This window comes from uncultured Sphingobacterium sp. (genome assembly GCF_964277905.1).
Taxonomy (GTDB): Bacteria; Bacteroidota; Bacteroidia; order Sphingobacteriales; family Sphingobacteriaceae; genus Sphingobacterium; species Sphingobacterium siyangense.
Genome location: NZ_CAXYKD010000001.1, coordinates 223413 through 247337, shown reverse-complemented (window position 1 = coordinate 247337; position 23925 = coordinate 223413). Strand labels below are relative to the sequence as shown.

Annotated in this window: 23 protein-coding genes; 16 read left to right on the top strand and 7 right to left on the bottom strand. The window is 38.7% G+C overall.

Going from position 1 to position 23925, the window contains the following annotated elements:
• The first annotated feature begins 28 nt into the window (after positions 1–28).
• The gene (locus ACHWSC_RS00950; RefSeq protein WP_070562307.1) at positions 29–208 is read left to right on the top strand and encodes a histone H1; all 180 of its coding nucleotides are present in this window, start codon (positions 29–31) and stop codon (positions 206–208) included.
• Between the two features lie 60 nt (positions 209–268).
• On the opposite strand, the gene ACHWSC_RS00945 is transcribed toward ACHWSC_RS00950, so the two are convergent.
• The 7 genes from ACHWSC_RS00945 to ACHWSC_RS00915 form a co-directional block, all read right to left on the bottom strand.
• Positions 269–1060, bottom strand: coding sequence for a GLPGLI family protein (locus ACHWSC_RS00945; RefSeq protein WP_394675505.1), 792 nt, complete (start codon positions 1058–1060; stop codon positions 269–271).
• 1 nt (position 1061) lies between these two features.
• Positions 1062–3782 (bottom strand): outer membrane beta-barrel protein, encoded by a 2721-nt coding sequence (locus tag ACHWSC_RS00940; protein ID WP_394675504.1) that lies wholly within the window; start codon positions 3780–3782, stop codon positions 1062–1064.
• A gap of 249 nt (positions 3783–4031) precedes the next feature.
• On the bottom strand, positions 4032–4820 hold the full coding sequence (locus ACHWSC_RS00935; protein WP_394675503.1) for a GLPGLI family protein: 789 nt from the start codon (positions 4818–4820) through the stop codon (positions 4032–4034).
• An 18-nt stretch (positions 4821–4838) separates the two neighbouring features.
• Positions 4839–7562 carry an outer membrane beta-barrel protein gene (locus ACHWSC_RS00930; RefSeq protein ID WP_394675502.1) on the bottom strand — a complete coding sequence of 908 codons (2724 nt, stop codon included), beginning with the start codon at positions 7560–7562 and terminating at the stop codon, positions 4839–4841.
• Positions 7563–7745: 183 nt separating this feature from the next.
• Positions 7746–8099, bottom strand: coding sequence for a hypothetical protein (locus tag ACHWSC_RS00925; protein ID WP_394675501.1), 354 nt, complete (start codon positions 8097–8099; stop codon positions 7746–7748).
• Positions 8092–8643, bottom strand: coding sequence for an RNA polymerase sigma factor (locus tag ACHWSC_RS00920; RefSeq protein ID WP_394675500.1), 552 nt, complete (start codon positions 8641–8643; stop codon positions 8092–8094). Before ACHWSC_RS00920 ends, ACHWSC_RS00925 begins: the two co-directional genes overlap by 8 nt.
• Positions 8644–8650: 7 nt before the next feature.
• Entirely contained in the window at positions 8651–8965 is a 315-nt protein-coding gene (locus ACHWSC_RS00915; RefSeq protein WP_145327816.1) for a hypothetical protein, read from the bottom strand.
• 107 nt (positions 8966–9072) lie between these two features.
• Between ACHWSC_RS00915 and ACHWSC_RS00910 the strand changes: the two genes are divergently transcribed.
• The 15 genes from ACHWSC_RS00910 to ACHWSC_RS00840 all read left to right on the top strand — a co-directional run bounded on the left by ACHWSC_RS00910 (position 9073) and on the right by ACHWSC_RS00840 (position 23795).
• A complete protein-coding gene (locus ACHWSC_RS00910; protein WP_394675499.1) occupies positions 9073–10443 on the top strand; it encodes a dipeptidase in 1371 nt (456 codons plus the stop codon).
• Positions 10444–10504: 61 nt separating this feature from the next.
• Entirely contained in the window at positions 10505–11407 is a 903-nt protein-coding gene (locus tag ACHWSC_RS00905; protein ID WP_394675498.1) for a LysR substrate-binding domain-containing protein, read from the top strand.
• Between the two features lie 80 nt (positions 11408–11487).
• Entirely contained in the window at positions 11488–12468 is a 981-nt protein-coding gene (locus tag ACHWSC_RS00900; RefSeq protein ID WP_394675497.1) for a c-type cytochrome, read from the top strand.
• 31 nt (positions 12469–12499) lie between these two features.
• Positions 12500–12970, top strand: coding sequence for a DsrE family protein (locus tag ACHWSC_RS00895; protein ID WP_120333478.1), 471 nt, complete (start codon positions 12500–12502; stop codon positions 12968–12970).
• Positions 12971–12975: 5 nt separating this feature from the next.
• Positions 12976–13890, top strand: coding sequence for a substrate-binding domain-containing protein (locus ACHWSC_RS00890; RefSeq protein ID WP_394675496.1), 915 nt, complete (start codon positions 12976–12978; stop codon positions 13888–13890).
• Between the two features lie 66 nt (positions 13891–13956).
• Complete coding sequence (locus ACHWSC_RS00885; RefSeq protein WP_394675495.1) at positions 13957–14748, top strand: lysophospholipid acyltransferase family protein; 792 nt, start codon at positions 13957–13959, stop codon at positions 14746–14748.
• Positions 14730–15488, top strand: a complete 759-nt coding sequence (locus ACHWSC_RS00880) for an ABC transporter ATP-binding protein (protein WP_075991101.1) — start codon at positions 14730–14732, stop codon at positions 15486–15488. The genes ACHWSC_RS00885 and ACHWSC_RS00880 overlap by 19 nt, the downstream gene beginning before the upstream one ends.
• 122 nt (positions 15489–15610) lie before the next feature.
• A complete protein-coding gene (locus tag ACHWSC_RS00875; RefSeq protein WP_028072584.1) occupies positions 15611–15832 on the top strand; it encodes a DUF2795 domain-containing protein in 222 nt (73 codons plus the stop codon).
• A gap of 147 nt (positions 15833–15979) precedes the next feature.
• A complete protein-coding gene (locus tag ACHWSC_RS00870; protein ID WP_394675494.1) occupies positions 15980–16447 on the top strand; it encodes a hypothetical protein in 468 nt (155 codons plus the stop codon).
• Between the two features lie 350 nt (positions 16448–16797).
• Complete coding sequence (trpD, locus tag ACHWSC_RS00865) at positions 16798–17787, top strand: anthranilate phosphoribosyltransferase (RefSeq protein WP_120333481.1); 990 nt, start codon at positions 16798–16800, stop codon at positions 17785–17787.
• A 1-nt stretch (position 17788) separates the two neighbouring features.
• Entirely contained in the window at positions 17789–18415 is a 627-nt protein-coding gene (locus ACHWSC_RS00860) for a phosphoribosylanthranilate isomerase (protein WP_286851562.1), read from the top strand.
• Positions 18412–19596: a tryptophan synthase subunit beta gene (gene trpB, locus ACHWSC_RS00855; RefSeq protein ID WP_120333483.1), complete on the top strand. Its 1185-nt coding sequence runs from the start codon at positions 18412–18414 to the stop codon at positions 19594–19596. The genes ACHWSC_RS00860 and trpB overlap by 4 nt, the downstream gene beginning before the upstream one ends.
• Positions 19597–19599: 3 nt before the next feature.
• A complete protein-coding gene (gene trpA, locus ACHWSC_RS00850) occupies positions 19600–20361 on the top strand; it encodes a tryptophan synthase subunit alpha (protein WP_205399709.1) in 762 nt (253 codons plus the stop codon).
• A gap of 184 nt (positions 20362–20545) precedes the next feature.
• Positions 20546–23011, top strand: a complete 2466-nt coding sequence (locus ACHWSC_RS00845; RefSeq protein ID WP_394675493.1) for a phosphocholine-specific phospholipase C — start codon at positions 20546–20548, stop codon at positions 23009–23011.
• 184 nt (positions 23012–23195) lie between these two features.
• Positions 23196–23795, top strand: coding sequence for a hypothetical protein (locus ACHWSC_RS00840; protein ID WP_394675492.1), 600 nt, complete (start codon positions 23196–23198; stop codon positions 23793–23795).
• Positions 23796–23925 lie beyond the last annotated feature (130 nt).

Here is a 23925-nt window from a genome sequence, read left to right as displayed (position 1 = left end):
TAAAAACTAAAATTATAATTATAAAAAAATGGAAAACTACGTAAAATTAAAAGAGTTAGTAGCTTCTATCGAAGCTGATGCAGACAAGTTCTTCAACAATGGTAATTCTGCAGCTGGTACACGTGTACGTAAAGGATTACAAGAAATCAAAACCTTAGCACAAGAACTTCGTAACGAAGTTACTGCTAAGAAAAACGACGGAAAATAGTTTTTTCGAAGTTAAACATAAAAAAGGCCTTTCAAATGAAAGGCCTTTTTTTGTTGGCTTTTACAGAAATGTACAGGCCATCACCAAATTGTAAATCTTAATACCCAGGTAATCACCGAAAGAGGCCTTCAGTTTATCATAAACCTGTTGCCTGGTCAAGGGTTTATCTTTTTTCTTTAACAATGTTGCCGATGAAGGGTTTACGGCTCCCAACTCCACCTTCGTTGCAAACATATTGTAATGCAGCTCTGGAACCGCCAAACCAAGGATCATCCCCGGTAGTCCATTAAAGGCCGAAGGACCTCCCGAAACAGGGATTTGATCCGTATAAAAAGCAACGGCATAGATGGAATCCAATACAAGTCCATTGGCCCTTCGGCAGGGATAACCTGCGATTTCACGGTATTCATTCGTGATTTTCCACTTGATCTTTAATGTCGAATCTGCCACGACAACTCGTTCCCCTCCTAACTCAAAGACAGAATTAAATGCTTTACTCTTCAAATTTTGATAGCCACTTATCCCTGACTCAAAAATTCCAGACCGCATCAGCCCGCTAACAACATCCGAATACTCTTCAGTAATATGTTCATAGAGGACCTCATCATTGGAAAATGTCAGTTTCTTTTTCAGCACCTGATTTTCGGGAGTCTGCTCCATCATTTCTTTGATCGAGTTACGTGTATCCTCGTCTTTTGCATAGGTTGCATAACGTTTGAGCAGGTTTTTAAGAAACACGGTTTTGTCATAGGTAATTGTTCCTTGCGTAGGAAAATAAGCATATTGTCCAAAAGCTGTGGCTCCCCAAAAAAAGAACAGCAATAAGACGAGTAAATTTTTGATATCTTTCATTTTATTTCGATTTTACGAGCATTTTATTTATTTCCCAAGTCAGCTTAACCATATAATATCTACTGATTGTGTTGTATCGGCGTTCGGTCAATAGTGTCCCGTTTTGACTTCTGTCAAAACCCACATTCTGTTTGAGGAGGTCATTAACCATAAAGGTCAATTCAAGCTTTTCATCTTTTCGGAATTTTTTTGATAATGCGGGACTCAGCACAAATCGTTCAAATTTTTTACTGTACACCGCTGTAGGAGCCTGATAGCTATAGCTAAAATCTGCCCGCACAATAAATTTGGCCGGCAGAAAGTACTTTAGGTTTCCTTCAGATGAAAACGTAAATCCCTTACTATCCTCCATTGCGCCAATGGAATTATCTTGGATAAGATAGCCTGGGGACAATTCAATACCAAAGTCCAAGCCTTTGGTAGTCGATCGCTGTAGACCATAATTTACCCCATAACGCTGCACCTTGGCATTCGCCAAAACAGTATTGACATAGTTATAATTGTTGCTGAAAGATACGGATGGTCCTCCCCCATGTCTCAATTGAATTTTTTTCCATAACTTGCCATAAAACATTGGCCTGATGCTAATTTGATTATTGCTATTATGATTCAAATTTCCCCAAACAAAGGTCGTTTTACCCAGTGAATCAATCGTTGTATTTTGCACCAATGCATTGTTTGTACGTGATGCACTTAAAAAGACACCTATAAACTTATCTTCCAATACAGAATAGGTTCTAAAGCTTAGGTTCAAATTATTGGTGTAAGATGGTTTCAAATTTTCATTACCTAAATATTCATTCAGCGGATCCAAATTCGACCGGAGTGGCTGGATCTGATTTAAAGAGGGCAAACCATTGGTACCCTGATATTCCAAATTGATCGATTTATTTTTTTGTATTTCATAATTAACATCAACCACCGGATTATATACAAAAAATGATCGTGAGAGTCTCGAATTCTCCATACGGTTTAATTGCGACAGATTATTATTTTCGAACCTATTCGAGATATTGACCACTAGCTTTTCCAGGGGCTTGTAATTAATTGCGAAATTATAGGTGTTTTTTATCGTTTTATATAAGAAATCATTGCTATACAAACTATCTAGTCTATCAAAAGTACCGGTATTCTGATTTTTATCGAAAGACCTAACTGCATTGTTATTTCTATTGAGATTCAATCCATATTCGAAAGAAAGGATAATCTTTTTTGAGATCGGTTCGGAATAAGCAAATTCGCCCCCCGTGGAAAAAGAGCTATTTTTAACAAATTTCTTCTGGTCGAGAGTCGAATCTCTTTCAACATTCCCTGCTTTGTAAAATCTAAGTTTAGAAAACAAATCTTGCTCACCATCCTGTTTATTGCCCGATGTAAAATAGTTGAATGATAACGAACGGCCTTTCTTTTTAAAACGTCTTACATAGAGTGCTGAGGCATTATACTGTTCTGATCTAGAATCGTTCTTAAACTTTCGCATGTTATCGTTGATCTTTTGATCAAATTGATTTACAGTAGTTGATTGTGTCTCTGAAGAACTATTATCATGTCTTTTGTTTGCACCTGCCCAAACCGTTAAATCCGACATGGAATCGACCTTAAATTCATATTTCAAACCAATATTATGCTTTCTGTTTTCATTTGACGCCAATGTGCTGCTGTTGCTAGTCAATATCGTGTCGCGTGCCGCATTGCGTGTGAACACGCTGCGATCCAAATCAACATCGGATCGGATATGCTTATAGTCGATCCGCCAAGCATGTTTTTTGTTAGCGGTTTTATCTGAATATAGAAATCCCGTATTCAAGGACTTAGGAATACCTTCACCATTAAAATTATCGCCTCTATCGTAGTCTCCCCCCATGCTTGATACTTCCTCATAACTGAGCCCACTCTTGCCTGTATTACTTGCAATCAAATAAGCCGAAGCTTTAAACGATTGATTAAAATAGTTCAAAAAGCCCTGTCCAGCGTAGAATTTATCACTACCTCCACCAACATCCACTTTGCCGAATATTCCACGTCTAGCTTCCTCTTTTAACTTCACGTTGATTGTCTGTGTACGTTCACCATCATCAATCCCTGTTTTCTCAGCCTTATCAGACTTCTTTTCATAGACCTGAATTTTATCAACCATATCAGAACGAATATTCCGGCTTACTAAAATGGGATCGTCACCAAAGAACTCCTCCCCGTCAACAAGCATTTTCTTCACTGTTTTTCCTTGGGCAGTAATCTTTCCAGAGGCATCGACGGTAATCCCAGGTAGGACTTTCAACAAATCTTCAACTTTGGCGTTTTTTTCCACTTTAAAACTTCCAGCATCATATTCCGTTGTATCACCCTTGATACTAATGGGCACCCGTCCCATAACAATGACTTCCTCCAGCAAGGTTGCGCTGCTGGTCATTCCAATAGAAATGTTACTGTAATGCTGCCCTGGCAGGATCTCCGCGTAATATTCACCGTACTTCGGATAGGTTACAATGATAAAATATTGTCCAGTATCAGGCCGCTCAAGAGAGAACTTACCATTTTCATCCGAACGGGCAAAATTGGTCAAAATGGAATCTTTAGCTGTTAACAACATAATTGTTGCATTATGCAGCTTAAGCTGATCTTTTACATCAATGATTTTTCCTTCAATCCGGGATTGAGCATGAACTATTCCGCAGAAACAGAATAAAATAAGTAAAAGTAGTTGCCCCACTCTTTTCATCATATGGTTTGGATAGTATATAATTATATAAATAATAAAATTCGTGCACAAAACTAATATTTAGTTTCAGTTAATTTAAGTTTATCTCAAAAAAAACACAAGTAATAAACAGACATTCAAAAACAAAACAAACCATTAATTAACAATGTGATACAAATTAAAAATCATAAAAAAAGCTCTTCAAAAGAAGAGCTTTTTTATCTAAACAGTTAGAAATATACAACATATTATTTGAATAGCATGCTGTGATCTTTATAAATTGCCAAGTTCCATAATAAATTGAACAGTTTCTTTATTCATGTGTTGAGACAGCACACCTGTAATCTGATCTGTCATGGCCTTTCTTGTCATTCGTTTTACCTTCGTATTGTCAAATTTCTTTTTGTCCATCACAACTGTGTTGCTGAGTTCAACTTTTGTTGCAAAATAAGAAACGTGCTGACTAGGTACAACCAAGCCTAAAATCATTCCCGGAAGACCATTGATGGACTCTGGACCGCCACTGATAGGAATTTCATTGCAGTAGTATCCAATGACATAAATGGAGTCCAGTGTAATACCATTGGCTCTTCTGCAATTGTAGCCCGCGATCTCACGGTATTCATCTGTGATTTTCCATTCGATACGTTTCATGGAATCCTGAACGATGATTTTTTCACCGACGATATCGTTGTATCTCAAAAAGGATCGGTTGGACATATTTGAAAGTGTTGCTGCATCAAAGTCTAGCGCAAGCATCATAATATACTGCTTAATTTCTGCATCCAGGCTCTCGTCTTTTACCGACTCGAACAAAGTCTCCGTGGTATTGAATTTCATTGACTTCTTTAACACGGCACTTTCTGGTAATCTTGGTACTATACGCTCAAAAAACTGTTTTGAGTTATCATCGGCCTTAGCGATGAATTTTTTACTTACGATATTCTTCATATACATCGTCTTATCGTAGGAAATAGTTCCCGATCGACCAAACAATGTATACTGTGCTTTAAGACCTAAGGCTGAACAACAGAAGAAGAGAAAAAAGATATATTTTAACATTGTATTTCGCTTAATATTTTATAAAAACATTTTTGTAAAATCCCATGATAGTTTAAGCATATAATATCTGCGTATCGTATCATATCGACGTTGGGTAAAGACAGAAGTCGATGCCGAACGACTAAAGCCTTTGTTCTGGTTAAGAACATCGTTGATCATAAAATCCAACACCAACGATTCATTTTTCAGGAATTTCTTGCTTACACCCGGATGCAACAAAAACTGCTCAAACTTCTCATCAAAAGCTTTGGTGGCTGCCTCGTAGGAGTAGGTATAATTGGTATAAACCTTAAATGTTTTGTTGAAAAAATACTCCACACTTCCGTTGGAAGCGAAAACAAAACCATTACTGTTGGTATTGCGTTCCAAACTTGATTTCATCAAACGATATTGCGGACTAAAGTTCAGGTCAAAATTTAAACCTGTCTTGGTATCTCTTTTGAAATTATACGTAAAATTAAAGTTCGTCGTATTTACTTTATTCAATTGGTGATTGAACATATTATAATTATCACTCATATTCACATAAAACTGTGGCGAGTTGGACAGGCCAAGTTTTTTGCTCAGCTTGAAATAAACTCCAGACCATACGTTCAGGGAAGTATTTGTCTTACCATCAACATTATTCCAAGTATATGTATTGATCCCGTTCAATGTATCAATATTCTGTGTTATCGGGTTCCTTTCGGTAGAAATATTACCACCGACATAAACATAGTTTCCGGTCAACACACGGAACGAATTATAATTCAGATTTAATGAGTTTCTAAATGATGGTTTTAAGTTTTCATTTCCCAAATAGCGATTAATCTGGTCTGAGTTATCCAAGATCGGTTGGATCTGGCTTAAAGAAGGTAATTGATTTTTACCCGTATAGTTCATCCATAACCCCTTAGTTTTTGTAAAGGAATAACCTGCACTTACATTTGGATTGTACGTAAAGTAACTTCTTGTAATCCCCTCGCTTGTATAGTTATTGAACTGTTTCAATTTGTCATTATTGAAATTATTAGCCACAGTGAACTTAAATTTTTCAGTTGTATGAACTACAGCCAATTTGTACCTATTGCTGCTTCTATCAAAATCGTAGTTATTACTGAAACGACGATCCAATTGAGTATAATTTCCCTCTCCATCAATATTGAAAGACTCCACGATGGAACTACTATTACTTTGCTCAATTCCTGTTCCCACAACAAGATTCCAAATTTTGGATAAAGGTTCGGTATAGGAAATTGAAGCGCTTAGCACGTCACTTGTATTGTTACGCACCTTACTTTGATCTGTAGTTGAATCCGTTTTTAAGCTATAATTTCTCAGGTCGGAATTTAAATGTCCAGTACCTTTCATCTCATTTCTTTTCCATTGACCATCGAATGTAAAAGAACGTCCTTTTTTCTTGAATTTGTGCGTAAAATAAGTACTAAAATTGAACTCGTTGATATTATTTTTCACCAATTCTCGAGTATTCTCAGCAATAGTTGTATCTGCATTTTGGCCAAACTGATAAGCCTCACGCTTGTTATCTGACCAAAGATTCTTTCTTGATGCCCCGCCTCGTATGGTTAAGAGATTTAACGAATCTAATTTCAGGTCATATTTCAGATTGGCACGATGCTGGTCATTTTCAGAATCTACATTCTTCACTGATTTGTTATTGATCAAACCGGTCGTAATCGTTTCATCATTTCCATCGCTGCTCAATCTTCCGTATTTATAGTTAATGTTGACTGTATGTTTATCCTTATCAAATTTATCCGAGAAGTTAACGCCCGAATTTATGGCTTTAGGTACACCAATAACCCCTTGTCCAGAAAAAGGATCCGTAAAATTAGACCAGCTCATCGATCCATCATCACCATAGGAAACACCTGAATCACCACCATACTTTTGTGCATCCTGCCAGTTCATGCTCGTGGTACCATTATTACCAAAAAGCCCATAAACTGATATTTTCTGCGATCCCTTAAACTTGTTCAACATCAATTGCCCCATATAGTAGTCATCGGTTCCACCGCCAATAAGCGCTTTTCCGAACATGCCATTTTTAGAGCCTTCTTTTAGCTTTACATTGATCGTTTGCTCACGCTGACCGTCATCCACTCCTGTTCGCTCTGCCTGCTCGGATTTTTTCTCGTATACCTGAACTTTATCCACCATATCCGATCGGATATTTCGTGTCACCAGTGTCGGATCATCACCGAAAAATTCTTCACCGTCTACCAATACTTTTTTGACTGTTTTACCTTGTGCAGTAATCTTTCCAGATGCATCAACCGTGATGCCAGGCAAAGCTTTCAACAGGTCTTCAACCTTGGCATTCTTCTCAACTTTAAAACTGCCGGCATCATATTCTGTGGTATCACCTTTAATTGTGATTGGGATCCGTCCAGTAACGATGACTTCTTGTAATAATGTGGCTGTATTTGTTAGGCCAATAGCCAATTTGGAGTAATCCACTCCAGATTGAATCTCCGTATAAAAATCGCCATACTTGGGATAACTCACGATCAGCACGTAAGCTCCTGTATCGGGCTTGGCTAAGGAAAACAGACCATTTTCGTCAGATCTCGTAAAGCCTGTTAATATGGAATCTTTAGCGGTCAACAGCATAACTGTTGCATCTGATAACTTTAGTTGGTCCTTTACATCACTTATTTTTCCAGCAATCTTGGATTGGCCCAAAGCCAAACCGGGAATAGCAAAAATGAAAAATAAGAGAGTTTGTAAAACTCTTTTCATAAAATTGTTGGATAGTAAATTAATATCAATATAACATTAGTAGATAAAACCAATGTTTTGTTACAGTAAATTTAATTTTTTTTCTTAAAAAATGGATTTTGGTTCATAGTTCCCCATTCGAGCAAAATAAGAGATCCTTTTTACAGAAGCTCAGATCCGATGTATTCATACAAAAGATCTTCACTATGCTTGATAAGGCCTCTTCTGTTGCATATTGATCAAACGCCACAACTGAAGACAGAAAAAGCATATCAAAACAGCAAAAGATAACTGGCCACCAATCGCACTATAATTTTTAAGATCAGGGGCAATGTCTGCAACTTGAATTTTGGCCATCAGATAATTATTGAACATCATGCCACAAACAGTCCCAAGAAGAAAAAATGTAATCGCATACTTTTTATTTGACAGAGCTTTCTCTTTATCTTTCTCAAGCGCAGCAATACCGTTCATGATACGTTGTTCAAAATCATCAAATGGCATTTCTATTTTACTCATTTGCATAACTTTCTTGAATTTTTCCTGTTCCTTATCCATAATACTCTGCTTTTTTAATTAACTGACTTAAAATGATCTGCATATTTTTACGGGCCCGGTGCAAGATCACTTTGGTATTCGCTAATGTCCAGCCCATAATTTCTTTAATTTCATCCATCGACTGTTCTTCAAGATAGAACAACCGTAATGCAACAGACTCTCGAGCGGGCAGAATAGTGAGTGCATCGTTGATCATTTCTTTTCTCTCGTGGTCGATTATTTCATCCAATACGGAATCTTCATGCGACATGTCATGGTGGGATAGATCAAAATTGACCAACTCCAGTTTCTTATGACGAATAGCATTAAAAGCAACATGCACAACAATTCGGTAAAACCAGGTACTAAATTTCGATTTCCCTTCAAAGGAAGACAGCGATTGATAGCATTTTATAAATGCATCCTGAACGACATCTTCTGCCAAATGCTCTTCCTTTACAATAGAAAGAGCGACAGAAAATGCCATATCCTTATACGTTTTTATAAAATAACGATAGGATTCCACATCGCCTGATAGAACTTTTCGAATATAGATTTCATCCATTGGCGGGTTAAATATCGCGTTTTTTATCCAATCGGTTAGCAATTATCATTGCAACACCCGCAGAAATAATCAAAATTGCGACGGCAAGTGAATCTGGCAAATCAGTATTCATGTAGTTGTCCAAAATTCCCACAATGAATAATCCTATTCCTATGCCAAGCACCAAAATACCGGGCTTTTGCCAATCTAGTGACTCTCTTTTCTTATTTTCACCTGGAATCTGTACAGCCACGCTCCGATACCGCATAATAAAATAAACACACAACGTGATACATGTAAATAGTCCGATTCCTAAAATGGCCCCTACTGATTGCTTTTCCATAATTATTTGAATTAGTTTTTACATTAGTCGCAACCATTCCCGAAAAGGTTACAACAAATTGAGTTAAATGTCTCGATTTGTGTAAATTTGTTTCAAACACAAACAATATGCAAAACATTAAAGAATATGTAGAAGCAAACAAGCAACGTTTTTTGGATGAGTTGTTTGATTTATTGCGTTTACCATCAGTAAGTGCCGATCCTAAATTTAAAGGAGATGTTGAAAAAACTGCTGAATTTGTTGCTCAGAAATTGCGTGAAGCTGGAGCAGACAATGTAGAAGTTTGTCCTACCGCTGGTAATCCAATCGTTTATGGAGAAAAAATTATCGATCCGGCACTTCCGACAGTGTTGACATATGGTCATTACGACGTACAACCTGCTGATCCATACGAGTTGTGGGATACCCCTCCTTTCGAACCGACGGTCCGTGATGGCAAAATCTATGCACGTGGATCTGCCGATGATAAAGGTCAGTTTTATATGCATGTAAAAGCCTTCGAATACATGATTAAAAATGATGCATTAGCATGCAACATCAAATTTATGATTGAGGGTGAAGAGGAAGTGGGCTCAGTCAATTTGGGCACATTTGTTAAAGAAAATACAGAAAGACTGAAAGCTGATGTTATTGTTATTTCCGATACATCGATGATCAGCATGGCTCAACCATCGTTAGAAACTGGCTTACGTGGACTTTCTTATGTTGAAGTTGAAGTTACGGGGCCTAATAGAGATTTACACTCCGGCGTATATGGTGGAGCAGTAGCCAATCCGGCGACGATATTAGCAAAACTGATTGCATCATTACATGACGAAAACAATCATATCGCTATCCCTGGATTTTATGATGATGTTGTCGAATTGACGGCTGAAGAACGCAAAGCATTAAATGAAGCACCTTTTGACATTGAAGAATACAAAACTGACCTGGGTATCCAAAATATCTGGGGAGAAAAGGGTTTCACAACATTAGAACGCACCGGTATTCGCCCAACCTTAGAAGTAAACGGTATTTGGAGTGGTTATATCGGTGAAGGCGCCAAAACGGTATTGCCTTCAAAAGCGAATGCAAAAATTTCAATGCGTCTTGTACCAAACCAAAACTCTCACCGTATTACGGAGCTTTTCAAAAAACATTTTGATTCTATTGCACCAGACTATGTGAAAGTAGAAGTTAAACCTCATCATGGTGGTGAACCTGTCGTCACACCGACCGACAGTGTTGCTTACAAAGCGGCAGAAAAAGCCCTACATGACACCTTTGGTGTTAAGCCTATCCCAACGCGTGGTGGTGGTTCAATTCCAATCGTCGCTCTTTTTGAAGAAGTATTGGGTTTGAAGACTGTACTCCTAGGCTTCGGACTAGATAGTGACAACCTACACTCTCCCAATGAAAAGTATGGTATTGAGAATTACCTTATGGGAATATCAACAATTCCTTTATTTCATAAATATTACGCGGAACTAAGCAAATAATTTAGTTTTTCATTAGATAAAGGGTTATTTTTAAATTTTAGAAATAACCCTTTATCGTTTTATGGATTTTGATTTTCGTTTAATTGTATTTTACACTGCGGCTCAGCACCTTAATTTCACCAAAACGGCTTCGGCCCTTTTCATCTCACAACCAGCCGTAAGCAAAAACATCCAAGAACTAGAGAAGAAACTTGGCGTACCACTCTTCGAAAGAAAGGGCAACAATCTTAATTTAACCGATTCAGGTCAGATTCTCTATAAATATGCCCAACAGATTATCAATCTGTATAATCAGGCGGGCCAAGAAATACAGGAGTTGCAGGAAGGGCGAAAAGGAAATCTGGTCTTAGGAGCCAGCACAACCATCTCCCAATATGTTTTACCTGCTCTGCTTGCCGATTTTCTATCCCAACATCCCAACAACCGTATCCAGTCTTTTCAATCCAATAGCCGCAGTATTGAGGAGCAGCTTATCGACAAAACATTGGATTTAGGTATCACGGAGGGGTCTACCGACAACCGGGCGCTGAAATACATTCCTTTTATGAAGGATGAGCTAGTTCTGGTCACAAATAGCCAAAACCCACTATTAGCTCAATTAAAAAATCCAATACTATCCGATATCACGCGCTTACCTTTGGTATTACGCGAGCAGGGCTCGGGTACACGAACAATTATTGAGAATGCACTAAAAGATAAAAGCATTAATCTATCCGAAGTACAGATAGAAATGATCTTGCCTTCAACAGAGAGTATCAAAGGCTACCTTGCTCGTCGCAACAGCTTTGCTTTTTTATCTATTCATACAGTGCAAAAAGAAGTGTTAAATAATCTATTGACCATTGTTGATATTCCACAATTGACAATAGAACGTTATTTCTATTTTACCCATTTATATGGAGGCCTTGCCGGTACACCCAACCAGTTTCTGCAATTCTGTCTGCGGCAAAACTTCAAGTTATAACCAAATGTTATATCTCATAAACAAACTTCGTTTTAATTCCAGATTTGAGGCGGCTAGATTTGTACAAATGAATTAGCGTAATGGAATATAAAAAACTAACAGATTATTTAAAGGCACTCAGCTGGATCATTGTAGCATTGGTTATTACATGTACGACCTTATGTGTATTTCCACTAAAACATGAGGAAAACAAAAAGCAAACAGATTCTCTTGAAATGCGCAACGACTCGCTTATTACGCACGTTTCCCAATTTAAGGAAATCTCATTCAAAGATAATCCCGAAGGTAAAATGGCCATTTATGGTGAAAAGCTAATCAAAAATACATACGATTATTTCTATGATGGGGAGGTCAAAATCGGAAACAAGCTTGCCTGCAGCAGCTGCCATCTCAATGGAGGCACAAAGGCTTTTGCTGCCCCTTATGTCGGGCTCACCAATGTCTTTCCAACCTATATTGGACGAGAAAATAAGGTTGAATCACTTGAAGAGCGCATCAATGGTTGCTTTGAGAGAAGCATGAACGGCCGAGCCATTCCTGAAAATAGTAAGGAAATGAGAGCCATTATCACCTATATTAAAAACATCAGCATAAATACAGTTAATAAAGGTCGGTTGGCAGGCCAAGGATTTATAAAAATGGATATTCCCAACCGTGCTGCGGACTTGAAACATGGTCAATTGGTCTTTGAGAATAAATGTACAAGTTGTCATGGAAAGGATGGTCAGGGGCTACCACAAACAGCGGGAAAAGGATATCAATATCCACCCTTATGGGGAAAAGACAGCTACAATGACGGTGCTGGAATGGCACGATTGCTTACCGCGGCTCGTTTTATCAAAGCTAATATGCCTTTAGGCGCAACTTATGATGCACCTCAATTGAAAGACGACGAGGCCTATGATGTCGCAGCATATATCAATTCTTTCGATAGACCTCAAAAAACAAACAAGCAATTGGACTATCCTAATTTAAGCAAAAAACCCAAAGATAGCCCCTATCCACCTTATGCCGATAACGTTAGTATAGAACAACATAAACTCGGACCTTTTAATTTTTAAACATAAATACCCCATTAAATCAATAATAAATATGAAAAAACAATTTACAATCGCTTGCATTTTAGTAGCGATAACGACTATTCAAGCGAAAGCACAGGACAATAAATTGTTGCTCAATAACCATCAATACAGCGGTGCCGTTGCAAAGAAAAAAGCGTATAAAGCCATTTATCAGCTGGACAGCAATGATCCAAAAACAATTGAAAAAGCAATCCGTAATATTAACAATGTCTTGAAAGACCCACGGTTAAAAGGACACTTACAGATTGAGTTGGTTGCATTTTCCGGTGGTACCGAAGCTTACCTAAAAAAGAACAGCCAATATGAGAAACCTTTGAAAGACCTCGTCGAGAAAGGCGTTATCGTAGCGCAGTGCCTAAATACGTTGGAAGAGAAACATATTGCCAAAGAAGAACTATTTGATTTTATAGGCTATGTTCCTAGCGGAAATGGTGAATTAATCTTAAGAGCAAATGAAGGTTGGGTTATCGTTAAACCATAAGTATAATGAAAAATTTTCTACTGCTTGGTCTAACAATAGCATTATTGGGAGCCCAGGAAATTAAGGCACAAGAACATCGTTTTGATCCCCCCTGGAATAATCCACCAGAATCGGCTCTAAATTTTACGGTACCCGGGATAGACAATATTCCAGATTTATATGGTGATATCGAGAATCCGCAGCTTACTGTCTTTTTCGCTGGCAATCAATTTATGGTTGTCGATGATCTACTTGCATCATTCAAAAAAGAATATCCACAATACGAACGTATTTTTATTGAAACCCTGCCGCCGGGCATTTTAGCTAAACAGATTAAAGGCGGATCAATCACGATAGACAATCTACGCATTACGCATAAGCCCGATATTTACACAGCGAGCAAACGAGCGATCAACGAGATGGCAGATTACTTCAGCCATACACAGGTTTATTGCTACAACAATATCTGTTTGATGATTCCAAAAGGAAATCCCGCTAATATCAGAACATTGAATGATCTGGGGAATGACAAAGTTCGTATCAGCATGCCTAATCCCCAATGGGAAGGAATTGGCGAACAGATCAAAGCATCTTATAAAAAAGCCGGGGGCGAACAACTCGTCAAGAAAATCATGGATGATAAGGTCAAAGATGGCAGCACTTATCTGACCAAGATCCACCATCGCGAAAGCCCCATGCGTGTATTGTATGGACAGGCCGATGCGGCTCCCGTTTGGGCTTCCGAAGTCGTTTACCAAAAACTAATTGGCCATCCAGTTGAAGGGATCACCATTCCTGATGCGCAAAATACAACTGCAACTTACGTCGCTGCAAAGCTTAAAAACGCACCCCATACACAGGCAGCAGATGACTTTTTAAAATTCATGGACTCGCCAACAGCCAAGAATATTTACAAGAAATATGGTTTCACAGTAGACTAAAAAAGAAAATGGATAATTAATTATCCATTTTCTTTCTTTACTTTAGGTCAAAATTAGTTGACTTGTATGATCCTATTGCTCAAAAAACTCCATCGGTATTGGTATTTTATCAGCGTTCTACTTGTTTTTCTTCTGTTTTTCCCTTATATCTATTTTTTAGCACGACGTCCCGAAAAAAACTATGCTAGAATCGCCCGTATGCGACGCTGGGTATCAGTTAGTGGTTCGGCCCTAGCTGGTGTATTTTTTAAGGTGAGCTATGAATCAAAAATAGATTGGAACCGTTCCATGGTATTGTGTCCCAATCATACTTCGGTCTTGGATATAACGGCCCTCACCTATTTATGCCCAGCTCCTTTTTCATTTATCGGAAAAGCTTCATTGCTTAAAAATCCGGTTACACGTATTTTTTTCAAAACAATAGATATCCCGGTCACAAGAAGAAGTAAAGTATCTTCTTTCAAGGCCTTCCAACGTGCCAATGAACTCGTCCGAAATGGCAGAAGTGTCGTTATCTTTCCGGAAGGAAAAATCGATGACGGTTTCCCCCCGCAGATTCACGCATTTAAATCCGGAGCCTTTCGAATTGCTATTCAGAATGACGTTCCCACAGTGCCCATTATCATAGAAAATGCCTGGGATATCTTTTTCGATGACGGCTCGAAAAGGGGATCTCGGCCTGGAATAGTTAAAATACATGTATTCACCCCGATAGAGACTAAAGATTTTAACGATGATAATGCATCAGAACTAGAAAAAGTTGTATATGACAAAATGCATTCCTATTGGATTATGAAGAATAAATCGTATTTTCATAACCTAGAGAACCTCCAAAAAATATGTCAGGAAAGATCTTAATCGAAATCAAGGATATTGCTAGAGAATACCAAATTGGTGCGGAAACAATTCATGCCTTAAGCTCCGTTACACTCAACATCCATAAAGGAGAATTTGTGGCCTTAATGGGGCCTTCAGGATCAGGCAAATCCACGTTAATGAACATTCTCGGTTGCTTGGATACGCCAAGCCGAGGAGAATATATCCTCAATGGGATTAATGTGAGTGACATGACTGACGATGAACTCGCCGAAGTAAGGAACAAAGAAATTGGTTTTGTCTTTCAAACTTTTAACCTATTACCAAAGAATACAGCACTTGAAAATGTTGCGCTTCCCCTAATTTACGCGGGCTATAATAAAGTTAGACGTGAGGAAAAAGCCACTGCAGCATTGGAAAGTGTCGGCTTAGGGCATCGTATGGATCATAGACCTAACGAACTATCGGGTGGGCAACGACAACGTGTTGCTGTTGCAAGAGCATTGATCAACGATCCTTCCATTATACTTGCCGATGAGCCAACAGGAAACCTTGACACCAAAACGTCCATTGAAATTATGGGCCTACTGGAAGAAATTCACTCCAAGGGTAATACCATTATTCTAGTGACACATGAAGAGGATATCGCATTACATGCACACCGTATTGTACGCATGCGAGATGGCTTGATCGAAAATGATTATCCAAACCCTGAAATCAAATCAGTGTCACCAAGACTTGATGCATTAAACGAAAAGGGAAGTGACTTTGAGAATATCTAAAAATATTATGACACTAAAAATCAACAACTTACATTAATACAGCAAAAATAACACGTGATTTACTTGCTTAAGTTAAATTAAATCATAGTTTTGCGAAAATAGAGAACTTAAATTGTTTTTATATGTATTGGACATTAGAATTAGCTTCGCATCTAGAAGATGCACCATGGCCAGCAACAAAAGATGAATTAATCGATTACGCTATTCGTTCGGGTGCACCTGTTGAGGTGATTGAAAACTTACAATCTCTTGAGGACGATGGTGAGCCATATGAAAATATCGAAGAAATTTGGCCCGACTATCCAACAAAAGACGATTTCTTCTTCAATGAAGATGAATACTAAAAAATAAAAAACGCCTTTGTTCAAAAGGCGTTTTTTATTAAAGGTATCGCCCTCTTTTCGGAGACAACTCCGTACGATATCCATAACCTCCCGAAGGTTTTTATTCCATAGTTTTAATCTATTTTGATGAAGCTAAGTCTTACAGATATGAATATAAAATTAAAGCTATTGTTGTTCATGTTTATTGGCTGTATAGTCAGCCAAAGCCTATTTGCTCAGGAACAACAAACTTCCAATGAATATGTTGTTGTTTTAAAAAAGTTTGTCCAGCGCTTGAATGATCCTAATTTAGCGACTGATATTATTTTAAGCCAAGATCTAATAACATCAAAAAAACTGGACGAAGATCTACAGGAATACCTATTGGCAAGCATCGATGAAATCAGGATAAATGTACAGAGCAAGGATATCAACCAACTGGAATATCTTAGCTTTGCTCAAGCAGGAAGAAAAGAAACAAGTGATATCGATCTCGAAGGTATTGACCCGCAACAAGTCTACTTTGTCAAATACCTCAAGCGTTTTGTATTTGCGGCAGTCATCCGTGATAGCAAAATTGCTTCTTTTACATTAGTTTCCAAAGGGAACAATAAAGCTCATTTTGTATTCTATTAGTTTTCATCGCCCCTATTTTATCAGACGCTTGCTCCTAGAACCCTTAAATATCACGCTTAGTTTTACATAAATGCACGCTTATCAGGTTTTATTTTACAGTATATTTGTGAGCAATATTAAGCCAATGATGCTTTCTTAAAATTTTTTCAATAAAAACACTTGCATTTTATAATTCTATCAACCATATTTGTATTAATAAAAATAACAATGATAACAACTGTATCAAATAAAGCTTGGTGGTGGCACAACGAATAACGTTGTGGCAAACTCCTATTGCATTATTTGATTAATACGTCAAGATATGATGGGCTTGCCTAAATAAGGTAAGCCCTTTTTTTATTTAAATTACCATGAAAGAAATTTTAGCGCATTTATTTGAATACAAGACATTTTCTCGGCAAGAGGCCTACGAGATTCTAACCAACATTGCCATGGGCAAATATGACAGTCACCAAATTGCGGCATTTATGACGGCTTATGGTATGCGCAGTATTCGCGTTGAAGAGCTTGGAGGGTTTAGAGATGCAATGTATGATTTATGCCTCAAGCTGGATTTTAACGGTTATGATTTAATTGACCTTTGCGGTACAGGTGGGGATGGTAAAAATACCTTCAATATCTCGACAATAGCATCTTTTATCACCGCTGGGGCTGGTTACCATGTCGCAAAACACGGTAATATCGGGGTATCTTCGAGCTGTGGTTCATCCAATGTCATGGAATATTTAGGCTATCAGTTCAGCAACGACAAGGCTGAACTACAACGCCAGCTTGATGAAGCCAATATCTGTTTCCTACATGCGCCATTGTTTCACCCTGCCATGAAAACCGTTGCCCCGATACGTCGTGCATTGGGTGTTAAGACTTTCTTTAACATGCTGGGACCATTGACAAATCCTTCCAATCCTAGATTTCAGTCTGTTGGTGTATTTAGTTTGGAATTAGCAAGATTGTATGGTTATCTATATCAAAATACCAACAAACAATATTCCATTATTCATGCTTTGGACGGTTATGATGAGATATCCATGACCGGTGATTTTAAGGTAATCAACAACCAAGGAGAGAATTACTACAACATGGAAGAACTTGGTTTTACCCCAGTCTCAGCTCAGGAGTTGACGGGAGGTGAAACGATAGCAGATGCGGCCCAGACATTCTTATCTATATTGAACAATCAGGGTACAGATGTGCAGAACAATGTTGTTTTGACCAATGCCGCATTTGCGATTAAGACCTTTAATCCCGAAAAATCTTTTGGCGACTGTTTTTATGAAGCTGAAAGTTCATTGATGGGAGGTAAAGCTTTGCGCAGTTTCCAAAAACTAATCAAAAAATAAAATGGCGATCAAAGTAAAAGTTTGTGGCATGAAATATCCCGACAATATAACCGCTGTAGCCTCCTTGGGCATCGATTATATGGGATTTATATTTTATGATCAATCCAAACGTTATGTTGGTCAAAGCTCCTCCTCATACATTAAGGACCTTGACAGCCTAAGCAAGGTCGGAGTTTTCGTCAATGCCAGCCTTTCAGAAATTCTAGATAAAATAACTGAATTCCAACTAAATGCAATTCAACTGCATGGAAATGAATCTGCGGAATTCTGTCTTGAATTGAAAGAAAAATCAGCAGTTAGCATCGTGAAAGCCTTCGGAGTCGATAAGAACTTTGACTGGATACAGCTGGATCCTTACGCTAAAATTGTAGACTACTTTTTATTTGACACAAAAAGTAGTTCCTATGGTGGTACAGGAGTACAATTTGACTGGTCCCTATTGGACCAATACAAACTTACTACCCCCTATTTTCTCAGCGGCGGTTTAGATCCCGAAAATATCAAAACAGCACTAGAAAGAAATGATCCACGGCTATATGCACTGGATTTAAATTCAAAATTTGAAGTAGAACCCGGCTTAAAAGATATTGAGCTATTAAGCCACAGTATAAATACTATTAAAAAATGAGTATATATCAAGTCAATGAAAAAGGATATTATGGTCCCTTTGGAGGAGCCTATATCCCTGAGATGCTCTATCCCAATGTGAAAGAGCTACGTGAAGAATATCTCAAAATTATCGAAGAAGAGAGCTTCCAGGAGGAATTTAACCAACTGCTCAGCGATTATGTCGGACGTCCTTCTCCATTATATCATGCCAAGCGTCTTTCTGAAAAATATGGAACCACGATTTACCTAAAACGGGAGGACCTTAACCATACCGGAGCGCATAAAATCAACAATACCATTGGCCAAATTCTATTAGCGGAACGCTTGGGTAAAAAGCGCATCATTGCGGAGACAGGCGCAGGACAGCATGGCGTTGCCACAGCTACCGTTTGTGCGCTGAAAGGTATACAATGTGCAGTGTACATGGGAGAAGTTGATATTCAACGTCAAGCTCCAAATGTAGCACGGATGAAAATGATGGGTGCCGAAGTTATTCCCGCAACATCGGGCTCCAAAACGCTAAAGGATGCGACCAATGAAGCTTTGCGAGATTGGATCAACAATCCTGTCGACACCCATTATATCATTGGGTCTGTTGTGGGACCACATCCTTATCCCGATATGGTTGCTCGCTTTCAGTCTATTATTTCTGAAGAAACGAAAAAACAACTATTAGCAAAAACAGGAAGAGAAAATCCAGATATGGTATTGGCTTGTGTCGGTGGAGGCTCCAATGCGGCAGGTATGTTCTATCATTACCTCGATGAAGAATCGGTTCAATTGTATGCCGTTGAGGCAGCTGGCCATGGTGTTGATTCAGGCGAATCCGCTGCGACAACAGCACTAGGAAAAGAGGGCGTTTTACATGGAAGCCGATCTATACTGATGCAAACAGCGGATGGCCAGGTCATAGAACCTTACTCCATATCGGCAGGACTCGATTACCCCGGTATTGGCCCTCAACACGCTTGGTTATTCAAATCCGGCAGAGGTAACTATGTAAGTGTGACCGACGACGAAGCGATGCAGGCAGGTCTTGAGCTCACCCGACTAGAAGGTATCATACCGGCTATTGAGAGTTCTCATGCCCTGGCTTATTTGGAAAAAATACCTTTTAAAGGTGATGAGACTGTCGTTGTCTGTCTTTCTGGACGTGGTGACAAGGATCTAGATAATTATATGAAATACTTTGATTTTTAAGGCATGAATACAATTGAAAAAAAAGAAGGTACTCCCCTTTTATCGATATATTTTACAGCTGGGTATCCAACATTGGACAGCACAATAAGTATTGCCAAGAAATTGGAAGAAGCTGGCGCGGACTTTTTGGAAATTGGTTTTCCTTATTCCGACCCAGTGGCAGATGGGCCTGTCATTCAGCACAGTTCAGAAGTCTCTTTGGCAAATGGCATGACCGTAAAAAAGTTGTTCGATCAATTGATTGACCTCCGCAAGCATGTTAGCATTCCCGTATTTTTGATGGGCTACTTTAATCCTGTGCTCCAATTTGGTGTTGAAAGATTCTGTGAAGAATGTAAAAATGCAGGTGTGAACGGTGTCATTATACCTGACCTACCCATGGATGAATACGAAGAACTTTACAAAGAGACGTTCGAGAAAAATGGGATTGCAAATATCTTCATTGTAACACCGCAGACTTCTGAAGAACGAATCAGAAAAATAGACAGCCTTTCTAGGAGCTTTATTTATTTACTTTCTTCCAATGCAACGACGGGTAAAACACTTGATGTTGGAGACGATACAGCTGCTTACTTCAAGCGGATACATGATCTTCAATTAAAAAACCCATTGATCGTTGGTTTCGGTATCTCCGATAAACCTACCTTTCAAAAAGCAAGTAAGCATACAGCCGGTGCCATTATAGGTACAGCATTTGTCAAACGGCTAAAAGAACCGGATTATCTTGCACAGATTCCAGCATTTATTGCGTCTATCAAAGCTTAATATGTAGGCTAGAAATTAGCAAAGCGTTAATTTTTTAATAAGAGTTCGGTCTAAAGTCTTTTTTCTTGGATCGAACTCTTATTTTTAAGACAGTTTTCGAAAATATGATTTTTGGAAAAGAATAACTTTGTTGCCTTGATTAACCAAGCAATAGGCAGCCAACCAAATCAATACTGATATAACCATGGATACTCGAAGAGATTTTTTAAAGAAAGCGGCTATGCTTGCTGGGGGAGCTTCTATCTCCCATGTTATTCCATCCGCTATTGCGAAAGCGATGGCTATAAATCCAGCATTGGGCAGCACATTTTATGATGCCGAACACGTTGTTTTATTAATGCAGGAAAACCGTTCATTTGATCATGCCTTTGGAACACTGCGTGGTGTAAGAGGCTTCAATGATCCTAGAGCTATCCGTCAACCCAATCGGAATAAAGTCTGGTTTCAGACGCAAAAATCCGGCGAAACATTTGCTCCCTTCCGATTGGATATCAAAGATTCAAAAGTCACCTGGATGGGTTGTCTCCCGCACAACTGGACCGACCAAACAGATGCTCGCAATAAAGGCAAGATGAACAAATGGTTGGATGTAAAACATTCCGGATTTAAAGAATTTTCGAATCTACCGTTGACTATGGGACATTATAGTCGCGAAGATATTCCATTTTATTATTCTCTCGCAGACTCTTTCACAATCTGTGACCAACACTTTTGTTCGAGCATCACCGGCACGAATCCGAATAGGCTTTATTTCTGGACAGCCAATATCCGGGAAAATCTTACAGGAAAGGCCTTGGTTTGGAATGGAGACTCCGAGTTTAGCGGGAAAGCAACATGGACAACTTTCCCCGAACGCCTTTCGGAATTAGGCATAGACTGGAAAATCTATCAAAATGAAATTTCTTCGAGCAGCGCTGGTTATAGTGGTGAGGCAAACAGCTGGCTCGCCAATTTTGGTTGTAATCCGATGGAGTACTTCCCCCAATATCAAGTCAAATATCATCCACGCTATCGTCAGCTCCTGACATTAAAAAAAGAAGATCTTGAGCGCAAAATTAGCGAAACAACAGCTGGCGAAGCACTTGAAAATTTAAAGAAAAATCTCAAGCATACTCAAGAAGAATTACAGTTATATACAGCCGAGAACTTTGAAAAGCTCGACGAGCGGACAAAAGATATTCATCGCCGTGCTTTTGTTAACAACAGTGCACAGCCTGAATATATGGAATTGGAAACAATGCATTATCAAGAAGGGGGGCAACAGCGCGAATTACAGATCCCTAAAGGGGATGTCCTGTATCAATTCCGAAAAGATGTCGAGGAAGGTAAACTTCCAACCGTATCATGGCTGGCTCCACCGCAGCTTTTTTCTGACCATCCTGATTCTCCTTGGTTTGGCGCATGGTATGTTAGCGAAATCATGGACATTCTTACCCAAAATCCAGAAGTTTGGAAAAAAACAATTTTTATACTGACATATGACGAGAACGACGGGTATTTTGACCACTTTGCACCCTTTACAGCTCCAAATCCGGATGATACAGAAAGCGGAAAAGTATCAGCGGGAATCAATCCTGGGTTAGAATATGTACGCCGCGATGAGCAATATTATCCTGAAAGCGGAAGAGAAAGCAATATCGGTCTTGGTTATCGTGTACCGATGATCATTGCTTCTCCATGGACCAGAGGCGGTTGGGTCAATTCGCAAGTGTTTGACCATACCTCTAGTTTACAATTCCTAGAGAAGTTTATTAACCACAAAATCAAGAAAGATATAAAAGAAACCAACATCAGCAGTTGGCGGCGTACAGTATGTGGAGATTTAACTTCGGCATTTAGGCCTTACCATGGCGAAATCATTAACAAACCGATTGTGCTAGAACGGGAACCTTTTATCCAAGAGATTCACCAAGCCAAGTTCAAAGGCCTTCCCATGGGCTTCAAAGCGCTCAGCGCAATGGAGATCAAACAAATAGAGGAAGACCCCAGCGGTTCACCTTATTTCCCAAAACAAGAAAAAGGGCTCCGGGATTCATGTATCCTTCCCTATGAACTTTATGTGCATGGCGAATACCAATCCAAAGGGGATTACTTGGTCACATTTGAAGCTTCAAATAAAATTTTTGGCAAACACGCTGCGGGCTCACCTTTTACAGTCTACCATGCTGCTAGCTACAAAGGAGAAGTTGGAACCTCAAGAAATTATGCTATTTCTCCTGGAGATCGTGTAACGGACCAATGGTCGCTAGACGCCTTCGATAAAAAAATGTACCACCTCGAGATCTATGGCCCAAATGGATTTTATCGAGCGTTTAAAGGTGACACAAACAACCCAGAGTTAAAGGTCCGCTGTACCTATGAAAAAAATAAAAATGAATCCGCGTTTACTGGGCGTTTGTCTTTTTCATGTACAAACAATGGGAAAACAACCCAGCAACTTGTTTTCGAGGATATCAGCTATGGAAAAGAAAAAAGGAAACTGCAACTTAAAGGTGGGCAATCCATTAGGATACATTTTGATTTGGCTAAGCAAAACTTTTGGTATGATTTCCGCCTCACCTGCGCTGGTTTTCTAAACTTTGAGGAACAATATGCGGGTCGTGTCGAAATTGGAAATGCGGGAAAAAGTGATCCTTTATTAAGCCGATAAACAAAACGAATGGGAGCATTTAAAAAATGTTCCCATTCTTATAACATCTTCTTTATAACATCTTCCTGGAATAGGTAAATTTCAGGAAATAAATTACATACGTTGTTATCCGATAAAGTGTTCCGAAAAAAGATCGAACACACTGTACTATTCCTGTATACGACGAACCAAATGATAGAATCCCTTGTACAATAGAATTGCCCCAACAATCAAAAAGATAGCTAACAAATACGAGCTGACCGGATTGATAAATAATAAATACATAACTCTGGTAATTTTTGGTTTTTCATTTGTTACTACAAGTTATAACATTTATCCAAAATATTACAAAAAAAAATTACATATTTTCTTTATTTTTGCTTCAATGAAGAAAATTGCACTATTTATCGGCTTATTTTTCTATTTGCTCGCAGCAAGTGGTGCCTCACTGCATCTTCATTTTTGCCAAGGGGAAACAAAAAGTGTATCGTTATCGGAAAGCCATAATATGGCCTGCCCTCTTTGTGCCAAGTCTGCAAAAAAAAAGCAGAACCACTGTCATGAAACAGGAAGCTGTAAAGATGTTAAGATCGAAGCACAAAAGGTCGATCACTTCAGCCGAGTAACACAAAATCTTGATTTTAACACTTTTTCTCCCGCAATAGTTACGCTTCATTGGATACTTAATTATTATCATTTCTCTGGGGAGGAAGACGATTTTTCTAAACTAAAGTATACCGATTTTGCGAGCGACAATAGACAGAACCCACCTGTTTTTATTCTCAATCAAAATTTTAGAATTTAATATCACCTCTTTTCACCCAACGCAGTTCATTTTCTTGAATTGACCGAAGTCCAGTATCGTTTTTATATTTCGTGAGAACAGCAGACTGTCATTCCCAGCATTGACCTTTCCGTAGCTTGTCACGGAACAA